Annotated in this window: 27 protein-coding genes and 1 pseudogene; 6 read left to right on the top strand and 22 right to left on the bottom strand. The window is 43.8% G+C overall.

Features of this window, described 5'->3' with window-relative positions; all coding sequences use genetic code 11:
* Positions 1–4: 4 nt before the first annotated feature.
* The 4 genes from KFE98_14520 to KFE98_14535 all read left to right on the top strand — a co-directional run bounded on the left by KFE98_14520 (position 5) and on the right by KFE98_14535 (position 7,841).
* On the top strand, positions 5–1,099 hold the full coding sequence (locus tag KFE98_14520) for a c-type cytochrome (GenBank protein UTW61222.1): 1,095 nt from the start codon (positions 5–7) through the stop codon (positions 1,097–1,099).
* A gap of 159 nt (positions 1,100–1,258) precedes the next feature.
* Positions 1,259–6,631: a PKD domain-containing protein gene (locus tag KFE98_14525; protein ID UTW61223.1), complete on the top strand. Its 5,373-nt coding sequence runs from the start codon at positions 1,259–1,261 to the stop codon at positions 6,629–6,631.
* Positions 6,631–6,828: a gliding motility-associated C-terminal domain-containing protein gene (locus KFE98_14530; GenBank protein UTW61224.1), complete on the top strand. Its 198-nt coding sequence runs from the start codon at positions 6,631–6,633 to the stop codon at positions 6,826–6,828. Before KFE98_14525 ends, KFE98_14530 begins: the two co-directional genes overlap by 1 nt.
* Positions 6,828–7,841, top strand: coding sequence for a type IX secretion system membrane protein PorP/SprF (locus tag KFE98_14535; protein ID UTW61225.1), 1,014 nt, complete (start codon positions 6,828–6,830; stop codon positions 7,839–7,841). Before KFE98_14530 ends, KFE98_14535 begins: the two co-directional genes overlap by 1 nt.
* Positions 7,842–7,893: 52 nt before the next feature.
* Here the strand turns inward: KFE98_14535 and KFE98_14540 are convergent, their stop codons facing one another.
* The 6 genes and pseudogenes from KFE98_14540 to KFE98_14565 all read right to left on the bottom strand — a co-directional run bounded on the left by KFE98_14540 (position 7,894) and on the right by KFE98_14565 (position 12,064).
* The gene (locus tag KFE98_14540; protein ID UTW61226.1) at positions 7,894–8,682 is read right to left on the bottom strand and encodes a hypothetical protein; all 789 of its coding nucleotides are present in this window, start codon (positions 8,680–8,682) and stop codon (positions 7,894–7,896) included.
* A 197-nt stretch (positions 8,683–8,879) separates the two neighbouring features.
* On the bottom strand, positions 8,880–9,032 hold the full coding sequence (locus KFE98_14545) for a hypothetical protein (protein ID UTW61227.1): 153 nt from the start codon (positions 9,030–9,032) through the stop codon (positions 8,880–8,882).
* Between the two features lie 11 nt (positions 9,033–9,043).
* Entirely contained in the window at positions 9,044–9,979 is a 936-nt protein-coding gene (locus KFE98_14550; GenBank protein UTW61228.1) for an SDR family NAD(P)-dependent oxidoreductase, read from the bottom strand.
* A gap of 10 nt (positions 9,980–9,989) precedes the next feature.
* A complete protein-coding gene (locus KFE98_14555) occupies positions 9,990–10,565 on the bottom strand; it encodes an SRPBCC family protein (GenBank protein ID UTW61229.1) in 576 nt (191 codons plus the stop codon).
* Between the two features lie 201 nt (positions 10,566–10,766).
* Entirely contained in the window at positions 10,767–11,603 is an 837-nt protein-coding gene (locus tag KFE98_14560) for a helix-turn-helix transcriptional regulator (GenBank protein UTW61230.1), read from the bottom strand.
* Between the two features lie 75 nt (positions 11,604–11,678).
* Positions 11,679–12,064, bottom strand: a pseudogene (locus KFE98_14565) (VOC family protein).
* Between the two features lie 222 nt (positions 12,065–12,286).
* Here KFE98_14565 and KFE98_14570 point away from each other — a divergent pair.
* Together KFE98_14570 and KFE98_14575 are read left to right on the top strand one after the other, a co-directional pair.
* Positions 12,287–12,796, top strand: a complete 510-nt coding sequence (locus tag KFE98_14570) for a Crp/Fnr family transcriptional regulator (protein UTW61231.1) — start codon at positions 12,287–12,289, stop codon at positions 12,794–12,796.
* A 136-nt stretch (positions 12,797–12,932) separates the two neighbouring features.
* Complete coding sequence (locus KFE98_14575; protein UTW61232.1) at positions 12,933–13,454, top strand: YceI family protein; 522 nt, start codon at positions 12,933–12,935, stop codon at positions 13,452–13,454.
* A gap of 47 nt (positions 13,455–13,501) precedes the next feature.
* On the opposite strand, the gene KFE98_14580 is transcribed toward KFE98_14575, so the two are convergent.
* From KFE98_14580 to KFE98_14655, 16 genes are all read right to left on the bottom strand, one after another.
* The gene (locus KFE98_14580; GenBank protein UTW61233.1) at positions 13,502–13,702 is read right to left on the bottom strand and encodes a hypothetical protein; all 201 of its coding nucleotides are present in this window, start codon (positions 13,700–13,702) and stop codon (positions 13,502–13,504) included.
* Between the two features lie 26 nt (positions 13,703–13,728).
* Positions 13,729–14,589 (bottom strand): hypothetical protein, encoded by an 861-nt coding sequence (locus KFE98_14585; protein UTW61234.1) that lies wholly within the window; start codon positions 14,587–14,589, stop codon positions 13,729–13,731.
* A gap of 129 nt (positions 14,590–14,718) precedes the next feature.
* Positions 14,719–15,405, bottom strand: a complete 687-nt coding sequence (locus tag KFE98_14590) for a hypothetical protein (protein UTW61235.1) — start codon at positions 15,403–15,405, stop codon at positions 14,719–14,721.
* Positions 15,406–15,439: 34 nt separating this feature from the next.
* On the bottom strand, positions 15,440–16,162 hold the full coding sequence (locus tag KFE98_14595; GenBank protein UTW61236.1) for a hypothetical protein: 723 nt from the start codon (positions 16,160–16,162) through the stop codon (positions 15,440–15,442).
* Positions 16,163–16,258: 96 nt separating this feature from the next.
* On the bottom strand, positions 16,259–16,804 hold the full coding sequence (locus KFE98_14600; protein UTW61237.1) for a hypothetical protein: 546 nt from the start codon (positions 16,802–16,804) through the stop codon (positions 16,259–16,261).
* A gap of 8 nt (positions 16,805–16,812) precedes the next feature.
* Entirely contained in the window at positions 16,813–17,184 is a 372-nt protein-coding gene (locus KFE98_14605) for a VOC family protein (protein ID UTW61238.1), read from the bottom strand.
* 79 nt (positions 17,185–17,263) lie between these two features.
* Positions 17,264–17,719 (bottom strand): GNAT family N-acetyltransferase, encoded by a 456-nt coding sequence (locus KFE98_14610; GenBank protein ID UTW61239.1) that lies wholly within the window; start codon positions 17,717–17,719, stop codon positions 17,264–17,266.
* 5 nt (positions 17,720–17,724) lie between these two features.
* A complete protein-coding gene (locus KFE98_14615; GenBank protein ID UTW61240.1) occupies positions 17,725–18,114 on the bottom strand; it encodes a hypothetical protein in 390 nt (129 codons plus the stop codon).
* Positions 18,115–18,186: 72 nt separating this feature from the next.
* A complete protein-coding gene (locus KFE98_14620; protein UTW61241.1) occupies positions 18,187–19,305 on the bottom strand; it encodes an agmatine deiminase family protein in 1,119 nt (372 codons plus the stop codon).
* Between the two features lie 86 nt (positions 19,306–19,391).
* Positions 19,392–20,645: a T9SS type A sorting domain-containing protein gene (locus tag KFE98_14625; protein UTW61242.1), complete on the bottom strand. Its 1,254-nt coding sequence runs from the start codon at positions 20,643–20,645 to the stop codon at positions 19,392–19,394.
* A gap of 10 nt (positions 20,646–20,655) precedes the next feature.
* Complete coding sequence (locus tag KFE98_14630; protein ID UTW61243.1) at positions 20,656–21,345, bottom strand: hypothetical protein; 690 nt, start codon at positions 21,343–21,345, stop codon at positions 20,656–20,658.
* Positions 21,346–21,396: 51 nt separating this feature from the next.
* Positions 21,397–21,768 carry a DUF1801 domain-containing protein gene (locus KFE98_14635; GenBank protein UTW61244.1) on the bottom strand — a complete coding sequence of 124 codons (372 nt, stop codon included), beginning with the start codon at positions 21,766–21,768 and terminating at the stop codon, positions 21,397–21,399.
* A 66-nt stretch (positions 21,769–21,834) separates the two neighbouring features.
* A complete protein-coding gene (locus KFE98_14640; protein UTW64719.1) occupies positions 21,835–22,212 on the bottom strand; it encodes a VOC family protein in 378 nt (125 codons plus the stop codon).
* Positions 22,213–22,371: 159 nt separating this feature from the next.
* Positions 22,372–23,142 carry an AraC family transcriptional regulator gene (locus KFE98_14645; protein ID UTW61245.1) on the bottom strand — a complete coding sequence of 257 codons (771 nt, stop codon included), beginning with the start codon at positions 23,140–23,142 and terminating at the stop codon, positions 22,372–22,374.
* A 56-nt stretch (positions 23,143–23,198) separates the two neighbouring features.
* On the bottom strand, positions 23,199–24,422 hold the full coding sequence (locus KFE98_14650; protein UTW61246.1) for a hypothetical protein: 1,224 nt from the start codon (positions 24,420–24,422) through the stop codon (positions 23,199–23,201).
* Positions 24,423–24,483: 61 nt separating this feature from the next.
* Entirely contained in the window at positions 24,484–24,669 is a 186-nt protein-coding gene (locus KFE98_14655) for a hypothetical protein (GenBank protein ID UTW61247.1), read from the bottom strand.
* Positions 24,670–24,687 lie beyond the last annotated feature (18 nt).

The following is a 24,687-nucleotide window of genomic DNA, read 5'->3' on the forward strand; positions in this document are numbered from 1 at the left end:
TTTAATGATGTCCCTGCTTGTCTCCTTAAATCAATCTTGTAAAAAGAAAGAGGAGCCGGTGGAGGAGTGTTGTGAAACTTCTGATAATCGAGTTTTCAATCCGACTTACTTTAACTTGCAAAAGCCTCCCTATTTCCCAGACTTTCCACAGACCTACAAATTGTCTGAAGAGGGAGTAGCACTTGGGCGTAAACTGTTTTACGAAAAACGCCTCTCGGGCGATGGTACACAATCTTGTGCCAGCTGTCATTCCCAGGAGTTTGCCTTTACAGATAATGGTCGACAGTTTTCTAAAGGAATTGATGGCAAGGAAGGGGACATGAATGCGATGTCGCTTTTTAATCTTGGGTACAGCATCGGTTTTTTCTGGAATGGACGATCGGCTACTTTGCAGGATCAAGCTATTGAGCCGGTGATCAATCCGATCGAAATGCACAATACTTGGGAGAAGGCCATCAACACCATCAAGGGTGACAAGGAATATATCGATATGTTCTATGCCGCTTTTGGTACAGACAATTGGGATTCCACCCATGCGGCTGAGGCTATTAGCCAGTTTGAGTTGACACTGCTTTCCTATGGAAGTGAGTATGATGAGGCCGTGGCCAAGATTAATGGAGATCCTAACATTGATCCTCCATTGCCACCATCTCCATACCGAGGCTTGAGGATTTTTAATAGTGAACCTACACCTACCGGTGGAGGAGGAGACTGTTTTCACTGCCACAACAGCGACAACATGTTGTTTACCAATAATTCGTACATGAACAATGGATTGGATAGTGATCCCGAAGACGGATTGATGGAGGTAAGTGGCCGTGCATCCGATAAAGGAAAGTTCAAGGTTCCAACTCTGCGTAATGTTGAATTCACTGGACCTTACATGCACGACGGTCGTTTTGAAACCTTGGAAGAGGTTATCGATTTTTACAACACCGATGTAAAAGATTCTCCTACCTTAGACAAAATCATGAAGGATCATGGTATAGCAGGTGGACTCAACCTGACCAACCAGGAGAAGGCAGATTTGGTGGCCTTTTTGAAGACCCTGTCTGATCCATCCTTTAAGACCAATCCTGCTTTTTCGGATCCCAATTAATAGATTATCTGCGGAATTAATGGACCAATGACTTGAGGTTTTAGCCCACCTCAACTTGATCTTCCCGTATACCCTATAAAGGCCTTTAATAAATTATTAACTCCCAAAGATCGAAGGCTTAAAACCTTTAAAATTGTACTTCGTATCCTAAATAAAAAATTGCCAGTCCCTCTCCACATAAAATTGATTAAGTCAGGCATTCTTTTTGGGCTCTTAACTCTTCTCACATTTCAACTATCAGCCCAGTGCCCGCAAATCATAGATGGAAACGGAGCGGCGAGCAATGCCCCGATTTGGGCCCATTGTAATGGAACGGGATACACCCTTTTTATTCAAACCAATCAAGCCACCGGAGCATACACCATTGATTGGGGGGATGGGAATACTTCCGCAGGAGCCAGTTTGGTGCCGCCAGCAACGATTTCTCATACCTATCCCGCTACACTCAGAAACTACAACGTAGTTTTTACCGAAACCGGAACGGGTTGTGTAGTCAATGGCTTGCTCGTATTGGAAAGGCCAGTAAATGCGTCCATTACCCGACCTGCAGGATCGGGAGGAGTATCGACCATCTGTGCGCCGGGATCACTTGATTTTATCAATACCAGTACCGATGTATCTGAGAACACTGTTTTTCGTTGGGATTTCGGAGATGGTAGTCCAATCGTGACTAAAAACTACACAGACTCAGGACAAACGAACAGCCATACCTACTTGCGAAATACGGTAAATTGCAATACCGTAGTTACACTGGAAGCCGAGAATTACTGTACGCCTACGCCTTCGTTCGCATCCGTGGGCCCCATTAATATTTATGACCTTGATGATGCTGCCATCACCGTATCCGATGCTTTTTTGTGTTACCCTGATACCATCGTAGATTTTCTGAATACTTCCAACCTTAATTGCCGACCTCAAGGGAATACTATTCAGCGCTATGAGTATTGGAATTTTGGTAACCACTGGGGTGGAGGAGGAGATTCTATTGTAGGTTGGATTCCTTTTGCCAATCCTCCTTCACAAACCTATCAGCTCAGATTTCCCGGAAAAGGGAGTTACACCGTTACGATGATCGACAGTAATATGTGTGGTCAGGATACGACTAACGTAACCATTACCATTGGTGACCCACCTGTGGCTGCATTTACGGTGGATAACGATACCATTTGTGCGGGAGAAAGAATTCGCTTTTTCAACAATACCACTGGCGGTGCAAACATTTCCTATTGGAACTTTGGAGATGGCGTTTGGAGGCAACGAAACATGAACAACCAAAACCGCCGGTTTTACACCCCGGGGGATTACACCGTTTACTTGGCTGTAGAAAACAGTGGCGGTACAGTGAGTTGTGTGGATACCGTTAGTTATGACATTCACGTTTTGCCTGGACCAACGGCAGATTTCTCATTAAATCCGGTTTCGGCCTGTGATTCGCTCACCGTTACCATTACCGAAAACTCCACAGCTGCGGCTGCCTGGGCCTGGGATTTTGATGATGGTACGACCAGTAACGCCAATAATCCACCTCCTCATAAATACGATTCCGTTGCCACCTACAACATTTCGCTTACCGTAACCCATGCCAACGGTTGTACAGACAATACCCAGAACTCAGTTACCGTATATGGTTCTCCAGTAGTTGCTTTTACACCACACAATGTATGTGAGGGAGTATTGGCCACTTTTACCGATCAATCTACTTCTCCTCCAGGTGACCCTTTGGTGAGTTGGAACTGGAACTTTGGAGATGGACAAACGAGCACAGCCCAAAATCCGAGTCATCGATACGATACGGCCAAATCCTACACTTTGGTGCTCACTGTAGCCACAGCCAATTGTACCACAACCGATTCCTTTCCCTTAGTAGTAGAGCCGAAGCCAACCGCTGGTTTTACCATGAGTGATACCGCCAATTGTTCTCCCTTTCCAGTTGTGTTTTCCAATACATCGGTACTTTCAACTACCTACCTCTGGGATTTTGGAGATGGTGATACGAGTACGTTGACGTCGCCCACTCATGTATTTACCAATTCAACCGGAAACAACCAGAAATTCGAAATCACCTTGATCGCCAGTACCACCTTTGGCTGTAAGGATACCATAGCAGATTCTGTGGAAGTTTTCCATGTTCCCAATTCTTCGTTTACCTCCAATGCGGTACCGAAGTGTGGGCCCAATCTGGTCAACTTTACCAATACCAGCACCGGTGGAACAAGCTACAAATGGCTCTTTGGAGACGGTGATACTTCCATTGCGACCAATCCCTCTCATTTGTATCAAAACAAGACCCTGTTTATAGAAATCTATACGGCCAGGTTGGTGGTTTACCAGAGTAACGGATGTACAGATACCAGTTCGCAAAGTATTGTGGTTTATCCGGAACCAATATTCCCTTTTCAGATCAATCCGGATAGTGGATGTAGCCCGCTTTCAGTATCGTTTCCAGCCTTGACTGGAGCAGTGGCCTACAAGTGGTATTTTGGGGATGGTGATTCTTCTGTTGGTCCTTCTCCTTCGCACACGTACATCAACAATACCACCAATAATGTGAGCTACACCGTCATGCTGATAGCCACTTCGAGTTTTGGATGTAGTGATACCAATTATGGAGATGTGCTGGTTCATCCCAATCCTGCTGCGATATTCACCGTTCAGGATTCGGCCGGATGCCAACCACATTCAGAAACCTTTACCAATTCATCTACCGGAGCCATTAACTACTATTGGAAATTTGGGAATGGGGATACCAGCGATACGTCAGCCGCGGTGTTTAACTACACCTATACCCATGATGAATCCAGTGTTCAACACTACACGGTTCAGCTGTCCGTAGAAACCCAGGATGGTTGTTTTGACACTGCTTATCGTACGGTTTCTATCTATCCTAAAGTAATTGCCGGTTATGAGATGGATGATAGCGTTGGGTGTTCGCCCTTCACGGTGGCCTTTCAGGATACGTCAACAGGCGGTCATACCTATCAATGGGATTTTGGAGATCAGTCCTCTGGAAGTACTTCAAGTTCGCCGTCTCATACCTTTACCAACTCCGCTTTGGTGGATAGTCAGTACATTGCTCGGCTTGTGGTGACCAGTGTTTACGGTTGTGTAGACAGCATTCAGGATACGGTTTTGGTTCATCCCTTGCCCCGTGCTGAATTTGCCAGAAGCGATACCCAGGGATGCCATCCGCTACCCATTACTTTTACCAATAACTCTTTGATAGCAGACACCAATTTCTGGTATTTTGGTGATGGAACAACCTTGTTTACCAACCAATCCACGGTCTCACATACCTACACCAATTCGGGATCTGCTTCGGTGTTGCGAACGGTTGAATTAAAAGTAGAAACCCAATATGGTTGTAGAGATTCGATCGATTATACCGTTGATGTTTACCCTGAAATTATTGCAGGAACCAGTTTATCCGATACCGTTGGCTGTACAGATCTGACCGTCAATTTTTCAGATCAATCGACCGGTGCGCAGTTTTTTACCTATGATTTTGGAGACGGTACCTCGTCTAATACGGCCAATAGTAGTCATACGTATGTGAATCCTGTTTTACACGATACCACTTTTACGGTGAAGTATAATGTACGCTCCACCTATGGTTGTGAGGATTCTTTGACCCGAACTGTTTTGGTTCATCCCAGACCCGTGGCAAGCTTTAATCAAAGTGTGAGTTCCGGTTGCCATCCTTTGCCCGTATCCTTTACCAATACATCGCAAATCGCCGATACCAACTTCTGGTATTTCGGTGATGGAGATAGTTTATTTACCAACCAATCCAACATTCAACATACCTATACCAATACCGGGAGTGCTTCGATCATGAGAACGGTAGAACTAAAAGTGGAAACGGTTCATGGTTGTCGGGATTCTTTCCAGTTTTTGGTAGACGTTTATCCCGAAATTATCGCAGGATTAGGTATTTCGGATACCATGGGTTGCACCGATCTAACAGTCAATTTTACCGATAGCTCTAAAGGGGCCCAGTTCTTTACCTATTTCTACGGAGATGGAAACTCGGCACCTACTGCCAATAGCAGTCATACCTATCAGAATACGAGTTTCAATGATACTACCTACGCCATGAAGTTTCGCGTAGAATCCACCTATGGTTGTAAGGATTCAGTAGAACAGGACATTCATGTATTTCCTAAGCCTATTGCAAGTTTTACTCCGTCAACTATTAGAGGCTGTCAACCGCTGGATGTGACGTTTAACAATGCCTCGGTTTTGAACCATTTCAACACCTGGTATTTTGGGGACGGCGATACTTCTCAGTCTTCCGGAAATCCCATTCATTCCTACACCCATGCTTCTACGCTCCCGGTGACTTATGATGCTAAATTGGTGGTGGAAACTCTACGAGGGTGTAAGGACAGTAATTCTACAACGATCGAAGTATTTCCCAATATTCAAGCTGGTTTTGCCCTTTCTGATACGGCGGGATGCTCTGATTTGGCCGTGCAATTTACCAACCAGAGTTTTGGCGAAAACCAATACTTCTGGACCTTTGGTGATGGGCAAAGCGATCGGTTGAGCGATCCGAATCATTTGTTTTCCAATACGGATACACTCAACCAGACGTTTCAGGTTCAACTGAAAGTAGTCTCAGCCTATGGATGTTCCGATTCCATCACCAAAACGGTAACGGTTTATCCTCAGCCTAAAGCCTCTTTTTCCGCAACTCCTGTTGTTCAGAAATTTCCAAATTCTACCATATCGCTGGTCAACACAAGTAGCCTTGGACCATGGACTTATCAATGGAACTTTGGCGATACCAGTGTAGGATCCACTCTACGAGATCCAGCAGATTATACCTACCCAACATGGGGCGATTTTGATATCCAGTTGATCGTGGCTAATGCGAATTGCCAGGATACTGCGGTGCAAACGATAACCATTCAGCCTCCTCGTGCGGTGGTGGAATTTATTGGGTCAGGAGAGGGCTGCCGACCGTTGACAGTTTCCTTTGTCAACAAGACGATTTACGGAAAAGAATTCATTTGGAATTTTGGTGATGGTGGAACCAGCAGCTTGGAAAATCCAGCACCTTATACCTACTACAATGCCGGTAAATATGCGATATCCCTGACCGTGGTTGGTCATGATGGTGTACCGGTAACGGTAATCAAAAGAGATAGTGCGGTGGTTTATGAAAATGCTACAGCCTTCTTCGATTATCGTCCGAGAGAAGTATCGGTACCGGCCCAACCGGTGATTTTTTACAACCTATCTCAGTTCTCTGAAAACTGGCTTTGGGATATGGGAGATGGAACCACCTATACGGAAAGAAATCCAACGCATTATTACCAGGAAGGAGGACTCTACACCGTTCGCTTAATTTCTGACAACGAATTCGGCTGTCCGGATACCATGGAAATCGAAAATGCGGTTACGGCCAGAAGCGTAGGTTCCATTGAATTTCCTACCGCCTTCACTCCAGACGAAGGTGGGCGCAACGGCGGAATTTACGATCCACTTACCTTAGACAACACCATTTTCTTCCCCATTACCAGGGAGTAGTGGAGTACCAGTTGATGATTTTTAATCGCTGGGGAGAAATGGTCTTTGAAACGTCAGATGTCGCTCAGGGCTGGGATGGCTATTACCGGGATACGGACAAGATTTGTATCCAGGATGTGTATGTCTGGAAAGTGATGGGAAAATACATTAATGGACAACGGTTTGAAGAGGCAGGGGAGGTGACCTTGTTGCGCTAATGAGGATTGGCATTGTCATAGCAACATTACTTCTTGTATGGATTCAGGGTCGGGCACAGGATGCTCAATTCTCGCAGTTTTATGCGAATCCGGTATTGATTAATCCTGCCTTCATTGGGAATACCATCCAAAGTCGATTTACGGCGAATTACCGAAACCAATGGGCTGGAGTGCCGAATTCAACAGGATTTACAACTTACGCCTTTGGATACGAACATAATATGGAGAATTACAACAGCGGTATCGGCCTTCAATTTCTGCACGACCGTGCGGGAACAGGAGCGCTTCGAACTACGACTGTTATGCTCGGGTATGCCTACCGAATTCGGGTAACCCGTCATTTTTCCATCAAGACCGGATTACAATTTGGAGTTGGGAATCGCTTTATTGATTTTAGCGAACTCACCTTCAACGATCAGCTTCAAACCGGATCTAATGTTTCCAGTGCTGAGGCCGATTTTCGTCAGGCAGCACGTTACTACATGGACATTAATGTGGGGGCTATTGGATACACCCGGATGTACTATTTCGGAGTGTCGCTTTTGCACCTCAATCGACCAGATATTTCATTGCTGGGTAACGGGGTAAGAATTCCAGTTAAGTTTCACCTTCACGGGGGCTACAAAATCCCAGTAAAGCGTGATATCAAAAAGCGGATCAAATCTGAGGTAACTATTGCGGCTAACTACAAGCACGAAGGAAACCGGGATCAGTTGGATATTGGAGGGTATTTTAACTACAAGCCCGTGATGTTCGGATTGTGGTACCGCGGAATTCCACTTAAAAATATCGAACCTCAGTTCATCAACAACGATGCTATTGTTATTCTGGTAGGCTACAACAAAGATGGATTTGCCCTCGGCTATTCCTTCGACCTGACGGTTTCTAAATTAACCGCTGCCACCTCAGGAGGAGCTCACGAAGTTTCGGTAAAGTTTGAATTTGCTTCCCGCAAAAACCAGCGTAAACGCCGCCGAAGAAGCCGGTTTATGATTCCTTGTCCCAAGTTTTAAGTCCAATGGTTATTGGAAGCATTCTGAAGGTTGAACGTTTCTACTTCCACACTTATTCTTCAATCCAATAGTTGTACTTCGTATAGCTGTGGTAAATAGTACTGTTGCTAAACTGATCGCGGCACTTCCGGTAGAAATGGCATCCGGAAATTCTATCCTGATCGTCGTACTCGTATTCATACTGATTTTGGCATTCAAGATTCGATTCCAAACAGGAGAAATCGGTTTCACTGGTTCGAAGCAAACTGCCTTGAATCTTTAAGATTCCCGCTCTAAAATTGTGCAGGTTTACCAAGGACTGATCTTGGCCATGAGCATACAACCGAAAGCAGACATAGTCACCAATTTTCTTCTCCTCACGCACAAGCTGGTTGTTTAGGTAAAAGTACTTATGGCTTTGTTGGCTGCGCTCGATAAGTGAATCTGTCCCCGCAATTTGGTAAGTGGTTTCCGTCCATTCGGCAAGCCGGTTGTTTTTGTATTTGTAGAGCGCTTCGGTGTAGCATTGTTTTTGACTGGGGCAATCAAAATAGTACCGGGATTGGCGTTTAACCTCTCCTTTAGGGTTCAGGTAATAAGTGACTTCAGAAGATTCATTTTTACGCCAATCTCTGGATATTTCTACAATAGAATCCTGGTGATAGGTGAAAGCAACTTGAAACGCCAAGGTGCCATTTTCGGTAATTTGTAGTGATTTGATTCGGCCTTCTCCATCCAGTACATAGTTCTGTTCGCTTCGAAGATCTATCGGGAGACTGGCCATGGTCAATTCCTTTTCGCAACCCCAGAAAACCAGGATGACCCAAGTCCACAAGATGATATGTCCGGAAGGTTTAATCATGACCAAAAGCCTCTACCTATATAAACAAAACGCAGTAGGGCTCCGTTGGTATGCGCGCATAGGATAAATCGAAAAAAAATGCTAATAAACGAGGGAGGTTGCAGAATGAGAACGAGGACGAAGACGAGATTGGGATTGATTTCAATTTATACGTTTACTCTCGTCTTCGTACTCGTACCCGCTCTGAATTTTACCTGTTAGTGCGGCAACCGCCCGGTCGCATGAAGGATGAAATGACCCACCAGCATGGCGAAGGTTACTAAAGAGAGTAAGAAGGTAATGGTCAAATGCTTTTTTACCCATTTTACTCTTTTGTCCAAGTCTTTGATTTGTTCGTCTTTAGTCATCATGTTCTTGTATTTTAAAGTGTTCCACATTTACTCGTTACGATTTCCCAGAATGTATCTCGGAATTGGTGGTTGGTCAGGCCTTCGTTCATAGGCTTCTGGTCTACCAAGGCACCCAGGGCTTTTCCTTCCGGAGCCCCTATGAGATCTCCGCTTTCGCCGTATTGGCCATCGAGGCAGTCCACGAATTTTTGAGCAGCCTGTTTCGGACCTTGTGCAAATCCTAAGGACTGCATCAATGGGAAACCGATATTTTCCATCACAAAACGCTTGGGTTGAGGTACTTGGGCGAGACCATTCGTTCCTGCCGTTAGTCCGGGTGAAAACCAGACATAGGTATGCTCGGTATCCACCAGAGAAAGCTTTTGAACCAGGAGAGCACTCATAAACTTGGATACACCTAAGGCATTGATGTCGGCGTACTTGTCTCCACCCTTAAAGATGTAAGAGTTGAATTCATCAACCGATCTAAACACGGGTTTTTCAATCAATCCTTTAACTCCACGAGCTCCTTCTCCTCCGGCAAAAACGATTCGAGCCTGCGGAGCAAGTAACCCCTCTTTTTTCAAGGCCTTCACGGTAAGATAAGCCCCGAATACATTCTGGTAAATCGTTTTTTCAATGGGTTTTCCAGCGCCATAGATGAACTGAAAATCTTGGCTTACAATCATTCCCCCGGATTGCAGAAACACAATATCGAAGGGTTTGGAAGCGGGGAGCGATCTCACGGCCACATTGATGGAGGTATCATCATTCATATCAAAACCTCCGTAGGGCTCAAGCTCGGTTGTCCCTGGATCGGCTATTTCAGCAATAGCTTTACGGGCTTTTTCAACCGTTCTGCAGGCCAGGGCAATTCTTCCGGCTCCTTGCTTGACGAGTAGTTTTACGGTTTCTAATCCAATACCACCATTGGCACCGGTTATTAGAATTGAGGCATCTTTTATCATGGTAGAAGAATTAGGAGTATTGTTTTTTGATTCTTTTGAAATTCTCAGGGTTCACGTCCTCGCCGGTAAGCGTGTAATGCTCGATAGCTATGGCGTAGTCTTCAATGTTTTTGCGGAACTTACCTTTAGCCAAGCCTCCCATAAAGGCGGGATTGGTGCGGTAGACCATGGTTAGTGTGATTTTGCAGGTGTTCTCATCAATTGGATCTACATCGTAAATCATGTAGCTGGTAGTCGTGTCAATCGGTAATCCGCCAACTCCTTTGATTTCTGCTTTAAAGGAGAATTCAGTCGGATTATAGTCCACCATTTTCTCCTGGGTGTATTTGCTTCCGTTAGCATTGAGACTGCATACTCTTTCACAACCCTCACCAGATAGTGGAGAGCCTTCTACATAATGCGATCCCGACAATTTGGGATGCGATTTGGCGATATCGGCGAACTCCTCGCCAACCACTTTCCAAACCTTATCTGCAGAAGCTTGAATGGTTCTTTCAATGGTAAAGGACTGTACCTTTTGAGCAAAGCCTATTGAACTAATGAGGAGGGTTAAGGTGGTTATCAGGATTCCATAAGAAGTTTTCATAATTGCATCGTTTTAAAAATGTTACAATGCAAACTTCTTGAAACCCTAACCGGATCGTTGGGAGAAAAAGTTCAAAGAATGGGAAATTTGGCTCAGCTCTTTTTCAATCTCGAATCTTCAATCTCCAATCTCCAATCTCCCACTCAGAGCGAAGCGATCACCGTAGGTAATCTCGACTCTCGACTCTCGACTCTGAAATTCTTACTTCCTGAAATCTGAGGGTGAGACGTTGTAATACTTTCGAAAGGTTTTGGAGAAATATCCGATTTCGCTAAATCCGCAGTCGTAGGCGATTTCGGCTATACTTAAGTTGGACGTGGTTAAAAGTGTTTGTGCTTTTTCGAGACGTTTGGAAATGATGTACTTGTTGGGTGTCGTTCCATAAACGGAGGAGAATTTACGCTTAAATGAAGAAAGGCTCATTCCCGTAAAAAAGGCCAGATCCTCCAGGTTTAGATCTTCGTAGAGGTTTTTACTGATGACTTCTTGAAAAGCGTAATCGGTGGCCGTGAACAGGTTTCCCATGATTTGTCGGATGGCGCCATCCTGATCGGTTTGTACCAGGATAGAGATCAGTTCCCGTATCTTGATTTGGATCACTTCCTCAGTCAATTGGCTGGGTTCTTCCAGGTAAAACTTGAATTGCTCAAAGTAGGAGCTAAGAATGGGATGTGGGTTTACTTTTACGACAGAAGAACCCGCGGGAATCTCCGTATCCGAAAACCAGGACGGAGGACGATTTTGGTAGAGAAACTTCAGAAAATCGGCAGTAAGTTGAAAAACGATAACCTGGGTATGGGACCCGTCTTCATTTTCCTGCCAGTGGTTGATGAAGTTGTCCGTTTTCATGATTAATAAATCACCATTTGTGAGGTCCGTGTATTGCTCAGCGGAATATAGACGAGACTTGCCCTTGACCACATAAACGATTCGGGCTTCATTGATTAGCGCATCGGTGATTTTGAAGGGAGGAAGAAAGGTATTTCGACCAAAGACGGTCCATTTGTCTACATCGAATGTCTCTAACTTATTGGCCATAAAACTCAACAATTCCCAAGTCCAAGATATTGGATAATTATGAAATGGTTCCGAGTCAAAAGAAGTTCCCCCTTTCTACTTTGAATCTTTTAACCTCCAGGGGGGATTCTCCCGGTTTTCACCGGCATGATAAAGAATAATCTGATTACCGTCAGGATCCTTGAGGTAGGCTTCCCTCCATAACCAGGGTTGATCCTGGGGAGTTGATCAAACTTTATTCCTTTTGAAATCAATTCAGAAACAACGTTATCGAGGTCGTTACATTCAAAATAGACATAGATTCCATCGCCTGAAGGCAGCTCTGTCACCCGATGAATGGAGAAAGTGGATCCACCATCCGGGCAAACGAAACGAGCGTAGTCGTCGCTGGATTTAACAATCAATTGGAGTCCAAGTGCCTGGTAGAAAGGGACCGATTGCAACAAATCCAAGGAAGGAACAGTAATTTGATTGAGATTCATGAGAGCTTAAGTGAATTTGAACATGAGATAAGACCTTTTTCTGAAATTCAAAATTAAAGGGATTCTTTACCGCCCAGTTATTCTTGTCGTATTATGCCGGAACTAAGCCAGAGGAAATTATTCCAAAATCAATATTTCATCCGTTTATTGTTTTTTACTTAAAAAATCCGGTTTAACATTGTCTTCCGTTTAGTCAGAATTTAATCCTCAGAAAGAAGGACCATGTTCATAGATACGAGTAAGCAAAAACGAATCAAGAAAGGAACCATACTTCAGTTGGAGGGTGATAGCCAGTTGAAATCCTATTTTGTGATTAAAGGGCTTCTACGTAGTTATATTATCGACGAAAAGGGAAAAGAACATGTATTCATGTTTGCCCCCGAGAATTGGTTTATGGGAGATATTCTGGCTTATTCTTCGAGCACGCCAACCCGTTTGTTCATCGACGCCTTGGAAGATTCTGATGTTGTTCCCCTTCAGCAAACCATGGATAACCTGACGCCTGAAGACCTGAGATCAAGTATCGAAAAACTACTCAAGAGGGCAGGGGTGCTTCAAAACCGGGTATTGATGCACATGAGTTCATCTGCTTTGGAACGGTATCAACATTTTATGGACGTTTATCCTCAATTGATTCATCGGGTTCCTCAAAAAATGATAGCCTCATACCTCGGAATTACTCCTCAAGCTCTGAGCAGAATTAGAAGCGATTGGGCTAAATCCGAGCAATAACCGATTGTTTATCTCGATCCTGGCAGTCGTTTTGTCCGATCAAAAAAAATTCAAAAAGCGGCATTTATTAACCTAGGTGAATGCACAGGCACATTCTCGTACTGAAATTTGTAGCCTAAAATCAAATAAAACAGATATGATAAAGAATATGCTCATCCTTTCGATCGCATTGTTGGGATTCAATTTTGCGATAGCACAAAACTCCGTTAAGACCTCCGATTCCAAAGTGAATTTTGAAATCTCGAATATGGGTTTTAAAACGGTGGATGGAAATTTTACCGGAATGACCGGAACCATAAACTTTAACCCTCAAAACCTGCCGGCATCCTCTTTTGATGTTTGCATCGATGCGAGCACCGTAAACACCGAAAATGAAAAGCGGGACCATCACCTTAAGGAAGAAGACTTTTTTCACGTAGAGAAGTATCCAAAGATCTGTTTCAAATCCAGCTCGATAGCCAAAAGTGGTGAATCTTTTACCGTTACAGGAACACTAACAATGCACGGAGTGTCCAAAACAGTAACCATTCCTTTCACTTATTCCGATAGCACGTTTAAAGGGAAGCTGACCATTGACCGTTACGATTATAAAGTAGGATCAGATGGCGGTTTTATGGTCGGAAGAGAAGTGATGTTAGAGATCATTTGTGTCATTTAATTCAGGCACTACTTTAACTTGATTCTTATGAAAGCCGGAACCTGGGCCTAATCCAAGTCCCAATTTAGCTTCTCAAATCGATTTCCATTTAATCTATAAACACCATCACTCTCGGTACCTACTAAAAGTTGCCCACTCCGGTCTTTGTAAAGGCTAAAAAGATTGACTGGACCTTGCTCATTCTGAATGGAGTAGTGGTGCATTTTTTCTCCATCAAAACGCCAGATTCCTTCATTGTAGGAAAGCATCCATAAGTCGTTCTGGTTATCGTCATTTAGACCGGAAAGAAAATAGGGAAGTTCAGGGTAGCCCCTCCATTTTGAGCGGGGACCCCAGGTTTTTTGAGATAGGAGTCTTTAGAGTCCGGATTATTGGGATCTCTGGGAACAAATTCGTAGCGATTTAAGCAGTGGCTCAGCCAAAAGTCTCCTTGCTTATCTTCCAAAATAAATCGGATACCTGGAACCCGGCCATCCTCAAGTTCGGTGAGTTCTTTTTCAGCAATCCAGAGAAACGATTCACCGTCGAAACGGATAACACCGGCCAAGGGCGTGCCAAACCACATGTTTCCTGCTTTGTCCTGGTGGATTCCATAAACCCCAAAGGCTGCTCCAAATCGAAAATCGGGCATGGGATATCCAAACCGTTCTTTCCAATCGAAATCGGGAAACGTCAAATGGTAAAGGTTTTCTCCGTCGTAGCGAAACACACCACTTTTTAATCCAATTTGATTGAACCACAAATCACCGGGTTCGATTTTCCAGTTCTTCTCATCCGATTCCATCGGAACGAGGGTGGTAAAAGTGTTACCATCAAAACGGCTGATCCCTTCTGAGGTATCGAAAAAAAGGTGGCCCGAAGAATCGCTCTGAATGCCGCGAATTTGATCACTCACCAGACCGTCTTCCTGGGTGTAATGGACCAATCCTTTACCATCATATCGATATACACCATTATCCTTGCTGCCCAGCCAGTACACCTTATTTTGATCTTGGAAAATGGCCCAAATTGATGGATCGATAAACTCAACTTCTTGCCCTATCGTCTGGGAAGTGGATGGCGTATTGACCTCCTCCTGGCAGGATAAGAAGAAGATTGGAAAAAGAAACAAACCAATGGCAGCAAGGTATTTCATGGCAGTAGATTCAGCGGTAATTAGGATTGAATCCGAAAGTTAGGAAATGCCCCTTGGGAGCATGTAAATCAAGGTAAATTAGTGTTTCTTAGTTTATACCTGAGTCTAAATGTGCTCTAGGACATCGACTTATCCGTAAATCATAAGAGCCGGATACCCTACAGAAGCATTAAATCGTGTCGTGCCAAAGTTGTAATCGGTCGTTACCTCGATGTGCTTGCCTTTCTTTTGATAGTTGATGTAATAGTGGTTTTCCTTCGTTTGTGGTTTACCGTATTTGTACCAGGATAGCTTAATGCGGTTTGCCCGAAGGACTTTTAAGAAGGTGGTTGATTCAAAAATAGGCTCAGGCTGATAGATGCTTATGACCTCTCCACTGTCAAAATTGATTGTCAATATCTGCTCTTTTGAATCAAACGATGCAGATACCAGTACGTGGTGATTATGATGTGGCTTGCCAAACCAATCGTTGAAGATGCGAATTGATCCGCCTTTAAACAATTGCTTTTGTTCATTAATGAGTTGTACCCATTCTTGGGGTGTTCGTTTTTTGGTTTCGCTATTTGGACCTACTTCTAAATGATCTAGATTGGGTGTGGCTTTCGAAGCCGTATAGAATTCAAGTAGGCCAATGGCCTCAACTTTTCTAAAAATAATAATACCAATCCAGCCGCCTAAACCCAATAACACGATAGTAACCAGAATCGCCAACCATTCAGGAAGAGCGGGATAAAGGATCACGGCAATTAGTCCCATGCCGGCAACCGAGCTAATACCGAATAGGGCTCCGAAAAGGGTATTAATGATCTCACGCATGACTTAGGTTTTTACGAATGGTTTTTTCTTTGGCTTAATCCTTAATCTCTGGCATCCTTTTTCTCGGTGGAGGTGGAAGAGGAGCTGGTTTATCCAAAACTAAGGCAAATTGAAAATCCTTTTTTAGGGTTTTAACTTCCTCCGAACTGAGCTGACAGACTGATTTTTGGTAAAGTCTTTCACTCACCGAATCAGCGGCCATTAAGAAACCTTGGATAATATCTTGAACAATTTGCTCCCGAAACGATTGGGAAACCTCATTCTCCCATTGAACCGAGTAGGCTACTAATCGATATTCATACTTCCAGAAAAACTCGAGGGAGAGATTTTGGATAAAGAGAATAACAGAATCCTCATGAACCAGATGGCCATTAATCAGCAATTGGTGATGGGCATTTATCAGTACATCTTTGGATCTGACTAATACATGAGAAGAGTAGGCTCTTTCATTGGAAATTCCAGTGCTATCGTCACATTTACCACCCATTACAATCAAGGTAGAAAAGGCTTTGTTGTTTAGCTGAAATTGGCCGTTCAGCTTTACTGGTCCGGGGCAAAAGGAAAGGTCTGTTTGTTTCTGAAGTGAGTACCGCAACCCTTCATCATTCAATCCCAAATTTACTTGAACCACTGGGGCATTCAGTGCATGTAAGAGCTCTATTTGATTGGGGCATAGATCTTGAGACCAAAGGAATTTGGGAGCTACGATGGCAAACAGCAGAATACTAAGTAAGGTGATTTTGGGATGGTTTGTCATGGGTTTATTTTTCCTTTTGCCCTTTTTAATCGTTTGAAATATAACTCAGGTACGCGTTTAAACGCGCACCTGATTAAACGCGCAATTGAGTCAACTTTATCTTAATTCCGGATGTCTTTCTAAAAATCCTTTGGCAATGAATTCCACAACAGCATGATGTTCATTCCAGGCCTGATATACTTCACGAGCCCATTTCTCGATGGCAGTTTTGCAGGTCTCAGCATCTTCGGATACTCGCAAGATATCGGTAGTAGTGATCGAGCCTCTATGTAAACAGGGTGGGGGAGTTAGTTGCTCGTCCTTATGCTGTTGTTTATAGACATTGAGATGATCGCTCAATTTTGGAGACAAGGCGTAGCTCCAATTCACTCCGAGATGAAATTGAAGATGGAGACGGGTTAGGTGAAAATGATTATTCCATCGGCCATGAATCTCAGGGTGTTGCAGGGTATGTGCATCCACAATCCAAAACCGGTATTTGTGGTTTTGAACTTGACTAAAATCGATGGACTGAAACCCAAGGTTGAAAATATCCAGGCATTCGTGAACTCCGCGAGTAGTTTGAGCCCCACAAAATTGACAAGGGCCTTCGTTGAGAAGAGTTACGCCATTTTTTTCGGCAAAGCCAATGTAGTCTTGCATAAACGAGGCTATCGGTGCTGATCGAGCAAAATTACATTCCCGTCAGGATCTGTAAGCATGGCACTCGCTGGTCCGGAAGAACTTTCGTCGGCTTCGGTCATTAATGCTACTCCAGAATCTTTGAGGTGTTTTTGGATTTCTCGGATATCGTCAAAGTCGGGTTGGTTTTGCCCGTTTTCGTCCCATCCCGGATTGAAGGTGAGAATGTTTCCTTCAAACATGCCTTCAAAAATTCCGATGAGAGAATTCTCATTTTTCAGGATGAAGTACTTCTGTTCTTCGCCTCCGGCAAGAACTTTAAATCCCAGGTTTTCATAAAAGGCCTTGGAAACCTTTAGGTCTTTTACACTTAAACTGACCGAAAATGCACCTAATCTCATGAGTTTTTTGGTTTAATTCATGGGTTTAACAGAAAGCTAAAAATAGGGATTAATCTTCCAAAAAGAGGCTGGGTTTAATCTACATCAAGGCCTTTTCCAAAAGGATCCGATGTTTGCAGGCTATGCCATTCTCCATGATGGGTTCATTGTAGTGTTTAAGAAAGTAATCCTTCTCTATTCGAATCGGTTCAAATCCCATTTTTTGATACAAGGCGAGCTGACCGATACTTGAATTTCCTGTGGCGATTTGGATTTGATGGAATCCTTTTTCCTGGGCCAAAGCCTGAGCTTTTTGGAGTAGCTTTTTTCCAATTCCTTGACCTTGATATTCATCGTAAACAGCGATGTTTTTGATCTCGGCTTTGAGCGAATTGGCTGGACTTAAAATCAATACTCCAAGTATTTGATCATCGCGTTTGGCTGCCAGACACCAACTGTTCTGTAAGTACTTCCGGATTTGATCTTCCGATGGATCGGCCATTAGGAGCAGGTTCATGGGAATTTCCTGGAAGGGTATTTGAGTCAAAAGAATCATGTTTTCTAATCGCCAACAATCCGAATCCAGGCCTCGGCACTCCCGCATTTGATAGAGGCAATCTTTACCTTGTATTGGGTGGCTTCACATTCCAAAACATTCACCACCATTTTATCTCCCTTGGATAGACAGCCAGGGGCATTGACGTTTTTCACGTAGGTCAATTCGTATTCGGTATCACTAATCCATTTTACCTTATTGATGATCTTAGATTCTCCCTTACCAAAGACTTCAATCTGCTTGCTTTTGGTGCGGGTCACGGTTACCGTGGTTCCCCCCATATCATAAGCAAATGTGCCTGTTTTAAGCTTACTTAGGCAATCGGAATCCTGGGCTTGAAGAGAGGAAGCTACCAAGGTGAAAAACAAAGTGGTTATTAGGAAATAGACTTTCATACTGGTTAGGTTTTAGGGTTAACTACATGAACAAACTTAGTCTATTCCCTTAAATGGGTTGGGAATAGCCTTTTACAATGGCTGTTGTTGGGTAATACAGTGTATCATACCTCCATTGGCATAAACATTTCGGCAGTCTATTCCAACCACTTCTCGATTGGGGTAAAGGGTTTGTAGCTTACTCAGGGCCAGGCTATCATTCGGATCGGAATAGGTGGGAACAATGACTTTTGTATTGGCGATGTAATAGTTGCAATAGGAACCTTGGTACCCCAGTTTTTTGCCGTATTCGGTAACCACGTTATTTTGGGTAAGCGGGAGTTTTAAAAAGTCGTAGGCCTTTCCATCGGCGTTGCGTGCAGCATAGAGTTTATCAATATCCGTTGGGAGGACATCGTAGGCCAAAAGATCTTCTCGATTCAGAGTAACAATGGTGTTGGAGTTACCAAAGCGGGCAAATCCGTCAATGTGTTGGTCGGTTATTTCCAATCCAGCTTGCCCATCTAACCAAATGAAGTTTGTTACACCCAAAAACTGAGTAAAGATCTTCTCGGCTTCAGCTTGTGTCATTCCAGGGTTTCGGTTGGCATTAAGAATCGAACTTTTGCAGGCCATAAGGCTACCATGGCCGTCCATTTCTACACTTCCGCCTTCGTTAATCATAATGGAGTTTAGGTTAACTACAGTTCGGTTTTGATCCATCCCAATTTTTGCCGGTACGGCATTGCAATGGCCGTAGTCGGCTTTGTTGCCCCAGCCATTAAAACCCCAATCTTCGATTACCCAGTTTCCATCCTGATCCTTTACGTAAATTGGACCATTGTCTCTCACCCAGAAATCATCGGTTTTGTAGAGTGAAAAGTCTACTTGTCCCAAATCCACTTGAGCTACATTTAACAAGGCCGTAATTCGGTTCTTTTCCACCTGATCGTAGGCTACAATATGCACCTTTTCACTGCTGGCCAATTCACGAGTAAGTTCAACCCAGGTTGGATCCAGTCGATCGCGAAAAGTTTTGCCATATTGGTAGTGATGGGGCCATTGCAACCAAGTGCCTTCATGCCTTTCACTTTCTTCGGGAAAGGTGTAGGTGCTTTGGCCTGTGACCACTGGAGCTTCCATGACTTCTTTTTTACAGGAGAAAGAAAAGACGCTGATAACAAGGATAAAAATGAATGTCATGGCTTTCATGTCTGAAACGATTGCTCCGCTTTTTTCGTCTGAAACTCAAAATGGGGAGATGATCGAAGATACACAGTTCAGGCGTGTCGATGGAGCTATCGCTTCAATATCTTGAAAGATTCGTGCTCCAGTTTTATCCAATACACTCCTGGAGAAAGGGCGCTAATATCCAGTTTCATCAATCCTCTTGAGTCATGAATAATAACCTCCTTACTTACATTTTGTCCCATGGCGCTAAAGATGAATGCACTTGGATCAAATGATCTCCCGTTCAGACCCACTATTTGAACGTAATCCTCCGCTGGATTGGGATAAACATGTAGGCGATTTATGGATCCCCTCTCAAGTTGAGAAAGCGATTGGCAATGGAATGAACGCTTAAGAGCTTCTGCAATTTTGGTCCATCCAGCTTCATTGTCTCTCAACTTGCTCCGCTCCTGTTCAATGTGAAAAAATCGGCCGGAGGTTTGAGTAGCGTTGGATTGACAAGGATCAGAACTGGAATTTATATACCGGCCTTGGGTATTCAAAAAACCTCTTAAGCGGGTCCAGGTGGTATCGATGTGCGCCACTTTAAAGGTCAAGCTTGGATCGATCATAAATAGGTTGATCCTAAAGTCATCCAGGTAGTCTGTGGAAGGAGTCTGTTGAGTTCCGTTGCTCAAGATGACATAGGGATCTGAGCTTTTCTTAGCAAATCCGTGCAGTTGTATAAAGAAACTTTTGTCTATTTCCTGAAAGATCACTTCCGTAGTTTTCTGAAACAAGGATTGAGTGGTGTGAGACAAATCCGAAATGGGGTAGGGCCTTGAGCTTGAATTACTCGAACAAACTGTAGTAGATCCACTGCAGGTACTGGGAGAAGAACTGTTGCATCGATGGGTTCCATTTACCTCAAAAAACATCGCCCCGGTTTCCATAAATATATAGGCACCCTGAAGGCCCGTGTTGGCATCTTTCTTGGCATGAGGAGATTGAATCACCAATGGGCGACAGTAATGAGGGTTGTAGATATAGGCACCCCAGTGGTTTGAATCTTGGGTTTGCAGGAGATAGTAAAGTTTGTTTTGTCCGGAGGTGGTATCACTAAATTCCAGCAATTCATAACCCACCTTCTGAGCCGAATCTCCTGCGGCCTGATAATGGGTGGCGAGCAAATTTTGAATCGTATGCTCCCAAGTTTTTAATTCCCGATTTGTGGGCTCCCGATAGTCCAATCCACTATCCCCGGGCATCGTGCTTATGTGATTACTGATTTCCTGAAACAAGCTCCCTGTTTTTTTAACGATTTGAGCTTGAATATCCATCCCGAGAATAAGGAGGGGTAGTATTATGAATGAATACTTCATGGTTTATAATTCACTCTAAGGTAATTATTTGCCTCTTTTCTGGTAAGGTGTCAAAACCGAAGGGAGTGGGAGCCCCAAAGGAATAAATCAGCTCGTAATTGCCTTTACCGCTTACAGGAGTTCGAACCTGGTAATTTCCTTGATCGTACCAAATTTCTGATTCAAGCGTATCCCCCTGGTAAATCGCTTTGGAAGTGATGGGAGGGTTTATCCATTTCCAATATGGCTTTACCCTTAAATTAACCTCGAATGTATCACCTCGGTTGAGGCCTGACGCTGGTGATGTTAATTCTGCGAGAACATCGAGAGAGTCAAACTGGTAGAGTTTATCAATGCGTTCAGTTCTGATTTTGTGGAGGTAGAACACATAACTAAGTAGGTTTAAATCTTGCGATTGCATTTCGGTTGTATCTATACTCAGGCCTTCAAAAGTCTTCTTCTGGTACCAAGCATAAAATGCACCATCCTCCAGAAGGCTCTTGGCCTTTTTCATGGCTTGGTACACCTCGTTAAACTGGGACGGATTATGCATGAACCTCTTTTGTATATCCAGTTGCAATCGGTCTTTTTCCAACAAGAGTAAAGTGTGTGTGGGTGATTCCTTGGTGACGGTTGATTCTGGATTGCAGGCAATAAGTAAACCGCTAATTAGAATAGGGAAAACAAGTAAGATAGTCGTTGAGCTACTGGAAGGATTCATTGATTTCTTAAATAAAGTCTTCCGAATGTAACAACCAAAACTTAAGTTGGCCTACTTTTTTCGTCTAACCGAGTAAGGCTTCGATTCATCGAGCACCAAGGCTTCTTGAAGGACTTCCTGAATAGGCGTTAGAGGGATGGATTTCAAGTCTTTGAGCTCTATGCTATACACCTGTTTTCTTCCTTTTGATTCCAGAATTTGTTGGTGGTTGGATAGTTCGTTCCCACGAGTAAAAGCGAGCTCAACGCTATCATTGGATGTGGGGCTGAGGTAACAGATCCAACTTTTGCCGTAGTAGAAGGGGAGCTTAAACTTCATCTTCTCGATAAGGTTAAAATCCTTCGTCAACATGTGGTGGAAGAAGAGCATTATCTCCCGTTGATTACCATCATAACCGTATATCCAATCTTCTATTTCTGACATAATGCGAAGGGCTAAAATATAAAGAGAGGCGTAGAAATGAATCTACAACCTCCCTGGCTCTGGAATCTATTCAGGTGCCGCATAAGTAACGATATCAATTCCTATTCCGTTGGGGTCCTGAATCGCAAAGTGCCGATCGCCCCAAGGTTCATTTCGAATCTCGATTTGAATAGGGATGCCTTTTTCCTGTAGGGTAGAGTACCAGGAATCCACATCTTCCACTTCAATGGTGAGGTATACTCCTTGTCCTTGAAAAGCGGGTTGGAAGAGCGGTTTTTGGCTGGCGTGTTGAGGGAGGAGAAAACTGATTTCCGCTTGCCTGTTGGGCGTATGCAGCAGTAGGTAGAATTCATTTTCAAAGGTTACTCCAAATCCCAATACGTCTTGGTAAAACTGCTTGGTTGCATCCATTTTATCGGTAATAATTCCGGCATTTAGTTTCATGTCATTTGCGTTTTTAGTGAAGTTGTTTTGTTGTGTCCATCCTGAAAGGTTCAGTAGGAACAGGAATAAAATAAGGGGAGTAATTCGTTTCATAATTTGATTTTGATGAAACAAAGCTACCGGGACCTAAGCGGGATAAATTGTAAGAATCGGACAAACTCAGCGCCTAAAGGCCCGATTGGGTGTGATTCCATAAAAGGCCTTAAACTCCTTGATGAAATGTGCCTGATCGAAGTAACCCAGATCGTAGAAGATCTTGTCATCCTTTAAGCTTTTAGAAGTAGGATACGTGCCTAATAAGGTTTGAAAACGAACCACCTTGGCAAAGGTTTTAGCGGACTCACCAAAGTAAAAAGCAAACAACCGCCTCAATTGACGTTCACTCAATCCAACGTCCAGTTCTGTTACGTTCAAGTTGCCCTGGGCTTTCAAAATTTGTCCCATGGCATTTAGGAAGCGACCATCGGCTTGTGGATGCATTTCTTTTTGATCTATCCAGTTTTGAAAAATCAGATCCATCCGCTCAGCGGCACGGCTCAAGGAAAGAGGAGCCCTTACTTCTCGGATTAGGACATCATTCAGATTGGATTCCACTTCTTGAAGAGGAAGGAATTGCTGGGTAAGGGTGCTCGCGGGAATATCGAATAAGGTGGGAAATCCGGCCGGTACAAAGCGAATACCTAAATAGTCAAAGGATTGGCCCAATTCAAACTCAACAAACTTTTTGGAGAATCCGGTAATGTATAATTGATCGCCTTTTTGCTGTTCCCAAAGAATATCGATGCAACCGTCAGAAGCTACTCGATAGGTGAAAGGTTCGTCCAGAGGGGAGGGTGTTTTCAGTTGCCAATAGCAGTGAATGAACTCCTTAGCGTCTGATTCCGGCCTAATTTCATGGTAGGCTACTCCGTCCTGAACGCCTTGAATCATGGGTTGGACATATTGGAGTGGAGGTAGTCCGGAGAGTTTATGTGCTGAACTCGATTTCAAAGTGATTGTGAAGGAAATGGAATGTTAATGTATTCCGTTTCATGGGGTTTTCCAGGAGCGATAATGAATTGGGGTTGATCGTCCAGTACATAGATCACACTGGCATAGGTATAAGTGTTGCTCACTACATCAGGCTTTTCGTGATCCCGGGAACTTAGAACTTCTTTGATTTCGGCTATACCAAAATCGGCCGTTGTTTGGTTGAAACGCTTCTGGAACGACGGGAAACGCCAGCAAAACTGAGGCATGTCTTTTAGAGTATATCCGTTTTCATCCAAAGCGGAGAGGTACCAATCGCTATAGCTTTTGTTGGCAACTGGGTAGTTGGTGTGGTAGGTAAAAGGGGCGTCTGCAAAAGGTTTGAATTCCTCTTTTGATTGGGCTGAACATTCCAGAGAAACTACTTTTTCTTTTCCACCAATCAGGTAGTTCTGACCGGAAGCGTGGTCAATGGATTTTACCCAGTTCAGGGCTTGATCATATTCGGTGTGGTTTAATGTGCCACGAACGATTCCGCTTACGGGCATTCCTTTCGACTGAGCCTCCAGTTGCATGAGAATATTGCAGTTGATGGAAATACTCGAACTATTCATGCCTGTAATTCCAATATGTCCAGGTATGGTTAGAATCAACTTTTCTCGGCCATCCTTCTCGTTTATTTTCATCACGGTTTGGTAGCCGTGGAAATAGGTGGGGATGTCCATGTTTTGTGCAGCGATGGTTGGGTGGCTATCGGTGTGGTTCACTCCTATGGAGCTGCATTTATGGGCAAACATGTACTTGGTGCTAAAGAAGAATTCATCCCCCAGCTGATGCATCAGGATGATTGGGTATGGAATTTCCGAACCAGCCGAAATTCCTTTAATCTCCTCCAGCAATTCGGGGGTCCATTTTTCAAGGGCGGAAGTAAAATCACTTTGGGCAAGAAAGGAGTCGATGTACTGCATCGCATCCATCTGGGTAGTTTTCCCAATATCGATGAGCAAGGAATCGGTTACGGCCCGAATGTCTTGCTTGAGCAATTGACCGTGCTGAAACCCGCGATCATACGGAGAGCCGTGCAAATCCAGAACCCGAAGGCTACTATCGGCCATCCAGGTTAGGGTAGAGGCCTTTGGTGAATCTTGGATTCCTTTTGTGAATTCACTTTCCAGGGTTTGCTCCTGCTGACAAGAAATAGAAAGGAGCGTGACTGCCAGGATCAGGAAAGAATATTTCATACCATTATTTTCTGGTGCCCGAAGATACCAGATAACGGTTCATATACTTTCAAATTAGGACTTATTCTCCTGAGGTGTCGGTTGATTTTTTATCCTGGGTGATTAAGGCGGTTCCAATCAGGGTAACGCCTAAAAATATCCCCATGAAGTAATCCAAAAAATCAGCACCATAATAAGCTTGATTAGCACTTGCCATCAAACCTGCTGCACCAATGGAAATGATAATGTATTTAAGTGATTTGGACATCGTGAATGATTTTGTTTC

The organism is bacterium SCSIO 12741 (assembly GCA_024398055.1).
Taxonomy (GTDB): Bacteria; Bacteroidota; Bacteroidia; order Flavobacteriales_G; family Salibacteraceae; genus SCSIO-12741.